The 4,069-nt window shown below is 43.8% G+C and carries 2 protein-coding genes; one reads left to right on the top strand and one right to left on the bottom strand.

Going from position 1 to position 4,069, the window contains the following annotated elements; translation table 11 throughout:
• Positions 1-727, bottom strand: a 727-nt coding sequence (locus COT43_02860; protein ID PIS29924.1) for a hypothetical protein, incomplete at its 3' end; no start/stop codon positions are given.
• Positions 728-2,210: 1,483 nt separating this feature from the next.
• On the opposite strand from COT43_02860, the gene COT43_02855 reads away from it, so the two are divergent.
• Positions 2,211-3,818 carry a hypothetical protein gene (locus tag COT43_02855; GenBank protein ID PIS29923.1) on the top strand — a complete coding sequence of 536 codons (1,608 nt, stop codon included), beginning with the start codon at positions 2,211-2,213 and terminating at the stop codon, positions 3,816-3,818.
• Positions 3,819-4,069 lie beyond the last annotated feature (251 nt).

The following is a 4,069-nucleotide window of genomic DNA, read 5'->3' as shown; positions in this document are numbered from 1 at the left end:
CCTGCGTGAAGCGAACATCGATTTCAACCGGTTTACCAACAAGATTCTGTAGATTGTACTTTATGCCGAGTCCGAGATTTAATCCAAAAGAGGAAGCCGTATCAAACTTGCGGGTCCAGTTTGGGAAGTCCCAGGATTGCATATTGTATTGCAATCCTGCAACGCCGAAGATACCCAGTGAGGGATATTCGACGCCGATGAGTTTCATGATCAAATCGGTAATATCATAGCGTCCTAGTGCCAGTACTGATATTACATTGGTTTTTGCATCAACATAATCACCAGTGTAATCCGGTTTAATATTCCACATGCCATAGCCAAGCATGACTTCGGCAGACAGAGGTTGCAGAATCAGCGGTAGTTTGAACCATTTGGCGATATTGAGTTGAGCGCCGCCTTGAATTCTCATTCCCATGTTGAACATTGCGCCGGTGCCCGGATCGCCCCAGGGTTCGATGGGACCGCCATTGATATAGGCTTTTGCAGTCCAGCCCGGTTTGAAGCTGGAAGGTTCTTCTTTGACGGTTTCTTCTACAATTTCTTCTTCTACAACTTCTTCTTCGACGGTTTCAAGTTCCAGAGCTGTGGTGTCTTCGACGACAGGTTCCGTCTCTTCGATAACGGGTTTATCGGTAATGACTTCTTCTTGAGCAAAAGACGGTGCGCAGAGAAAGACCATAAATGCCGCTGTTAGTGCGAAAACGGGTATAAAATTTTTGATTTTCACGATTTCCTCCTTTATTCTTTCGTTGCCATGAAACTCTCAATTACAAATTCTACAAGTGAATATAGGAATGATTTTCAAAGATGTCAACAATTATTTTATATGAGATTAAAAATAATATGTCAGGGGTCACATGGGAAGAAGATTTAGCCGCAGAGTGAAGAGGATAAATAATTCAACAGAACACACGAAACCCCGCCAACGGCGGTGGCGAAGAATTCTTTCTCGCAGAGTACGCAAAGGATTCTTTCTCGCAGAGTCCGCAGAGTCCGCAGAGATGAACAATAAGATGTTTCTCGCAGAGTTCGCAAAGTACGCAAAGGATTCTTTCTCGCAGAGTCCGCAGAGATGAACAATAAGATGTTTCTCGCAGAGTACGCAGAGTCCGCAGAGATGAACAATAAGATGTTTCTCGCAGAGTCCGCAGAGTACGCAAAGGATTCTTTCTCGCAGAGTACGCAAAGTACGCAGAGAAGAACAATAAGATATTTCTCGCAGAGTCCGCAGAGTCCGCAGAGATGAACAATAAGATGTTTCTCGCAGAGTCCGCAGAGTACGCAAAGAATTCTTTCTCGCAGAGTACGCAAAGTCCGCAGAGATGAACAATAAGATGTTTCTCGCAGAGTTCGCAAAGTACGCAGAGAAGAACAATAAGATGTTTCTCGCAGAGTTCGCAAAGTACGCAGAGAATTCTTTCTAGCAGAGTACGCAGAGAAGAACAATAAGATGTTTCTCGCAGAGTTCGCAAAGTACGCAGAGAAGAACAATAAGATATTTCTCGCAAAGTCCGCAGAGTACGCAGAGAATTACTTCTCGCAGAGTCCGCAAAGATGAACAATAAGATATTTCTCGCAAAGTCCGCGAAGAAGAACAATAAGATATTTCTCGCAGAGTTCGCAGAGTACGCAAAGGATTCTTTCTCGCAGAGTACGCAGAGTCCGCAGAGAAGAACAATAAGATATTTCTCGCAGAGTACGCAGAGTAAGAAAAGTAATGAATTAAAATAAAGAATGCATACTAATGGAGGACCTGTCCGCCGTAGGCGAACAGGGAATTGCACTAAAGAAAACAAAGAAGGAAATTCGTGAACATCCGTGCAATTCGTAGTTGAAAGAGAATGACTACTAATCCCGAAGGATCGGGACAAGTTCACGCTAATTTCAGTAATATCAATAAAAAAATAATTCGTTTAATTCGCGAAATTCGTAGTTAAAAAAACATTAGTGTAATCCGTGTAATTCGTAGTTGAAAGAGAATGACTACTAATCCCGAAGGATCGGGACAAGTTCCCTAATAGTCGGGACAAGTTTCCACTAATTGCACTAAAAAAACAATGAAAGAAATTTGTGTGAATTAGTGAAATTCGTGGACGCATTTCCTCTGCCTCTGCCTGTTACTGAGATTATCTGCCTTCCTTTCTGTGTAATCTGTGTTCTAACTATCTTTACTTATTCCTTTTTCCACTTGTCTTTCATAACTTTTTCACATGAAAAAACACTTTGTTAAATATCTAATTGCTTCAGCATGCAGTTTTTGCGTTATTTTTTCTATCTCCGCACCCTCTGTGATCTATGCGGCTTCTGTGTTGAACATTTCCCCTTACGACCGTGTCTATGAAGATTTGCGATATTTGCAGACGTACGGTTTGATTTCTTCTCTTAATCTCGCCCAGTTACCCATTACGAATCTTGACCTCCAATTTGCTATTCAAAATGATAAGGAATCCGGGCTGATCGATCGGTCAAGTAAACAGAATCAGGCAATGATCGCGCGTATCATCCGGGATTACGGGTTGAGCGATGAACCGGAAAAGCGGAACATGCTATCGCGATTGAAGAAAAAGTTCCTGAATTTTACCTTCGGAGAATCGGCCGATGAACCGATCATAGCAATTGGCGGGACGATGGATTTGTCGATGAAAACCGGCGAATCGACCGAATTTTATCCGCTGGCGAGAACTTATGTCGCCGCCGAGTTGCCGTTCGACATGAGTTTTGTCAATGTGATGGCGCTGGATCCTTATGCTACGGAATCGTCGAATTATATCGGCAACAAATGGCGCGGCTTGTCGGGTTACACGGAACAGGCGTATATGCTATGGCGTCCGTCGTTTCTGCGGAATCAAAGCATCGAGACACGCATCATCGCGGGAAGAGGTTATTTAGCAAATGGTCCGGGCCGGAAAGGCGGATTGCTTTTTTCATCGACTTATCGACCAATGGATCAGGTACGGTTGGAATTTTCTGCAAAGCGATTTGCATTTCAATCGATGACGGCAAAGTTGGATCCGGTGAATGGCTCGAATCGGTATCTTTCAATGCACCGCCTGACGTTATTTTTCAAGAATCTTCAGGTGGCGGTGAATGAAGCGTCGTTGTATAGCGGCGTGAATCGGAATGTCGAGTGGGCGTATCTGAATCCGTTTTTATTTTATCACGGTGAACAGATGAATGGTCCGAATCTCGATTGTAATACGCTGGGCAGTGTGGATTTTTATTATGCCGGGAATAAGTGGGGACTCTACGCCGAACTGTTGATCGATGATATTCAGTTGGACAAAGAAGAGCCGGGCGATCTCGAACCGAATGAGATTGGCGGATTGTTGGGAATTGACATAGCCGATCCTTTTGGACTTTCGGGATTGTATGTCGGTTGCGAATACGCGGCGGTCACGAATCGGACGTATAAAACGACGAATGTGGCTGAGTATTTTTTGCATCGGAACGCACCGATTGGATATCCGCTGGGTTCGGATTTGGATCGGTTGAATTTTAATATAAAAAAGTATGTGGGTAAATGGCAGGCAATTGGTGAGTTGGATGTTATTCGTCAAGGCGAAGGCGAAATGCATGTTGCGTTTGATATGCCATGGATGAATTTTTCGGTTAAGGAAGGTTATTCGGAGCCTTTTCCAACGGGCATCGTTGAAAAGAGCGTGGATTTGGGATTGGAATTGCGGTATTTTCCGAACTATGACAGATATGGTTTTGTTGCGATGAATTACCGAAATATATCGAATGTTGATCACGGATCGGGGAATGATGAGGATTTCATCTTCACCGTTGGAATTCATTGGACGGTAAAGAACCGCTGAATTTAAAAAAACCGCGGAGAGCGCAGAGAATTCTTTCTCGCAGAGCCCGCAGAGTACGCAGAGAATTCTTTCTAGCAGAGTACGCAGAGAATTACTTCTCGCAGAGTACGCGAAGAGGAACAATAAGATATTTCTCGCAAAGTCCGCAGAGTACGCAGAGAATTCTTTCTCGCAGAGTACGCGAAGAGGAACAATAAGATATTTCTCGCAAAGTCCGCAGAGTACGCAGAGAAGAACAATAAGATATTTCT

The organism is Candidatus Marinimicrobia bacterium CG08_land_8_20_14_0_20_45_22 (genome assembly GCA_002774355.1).
Classification (GTDB): Bacteria; Fidelibacterota; UBA2242; order UBA2242; family UBA2242; genus 0-14-0-20-45-22.
The sequence above is the reverse complement of the archived record's forward strand: the minus strand, read 5'-3'. Positions and strand labels throughout refer to the sequence as shown.

What these genes read in the sequence shown, in the direction of transcription:
- COT43_02855 (PIS29923.1), top strand. Translation starts at nt 2,211, where the DNA reads ATGAAAAAACACTTTGTTAAATATCTAATTGCTTCAGCATGCAGTTTT.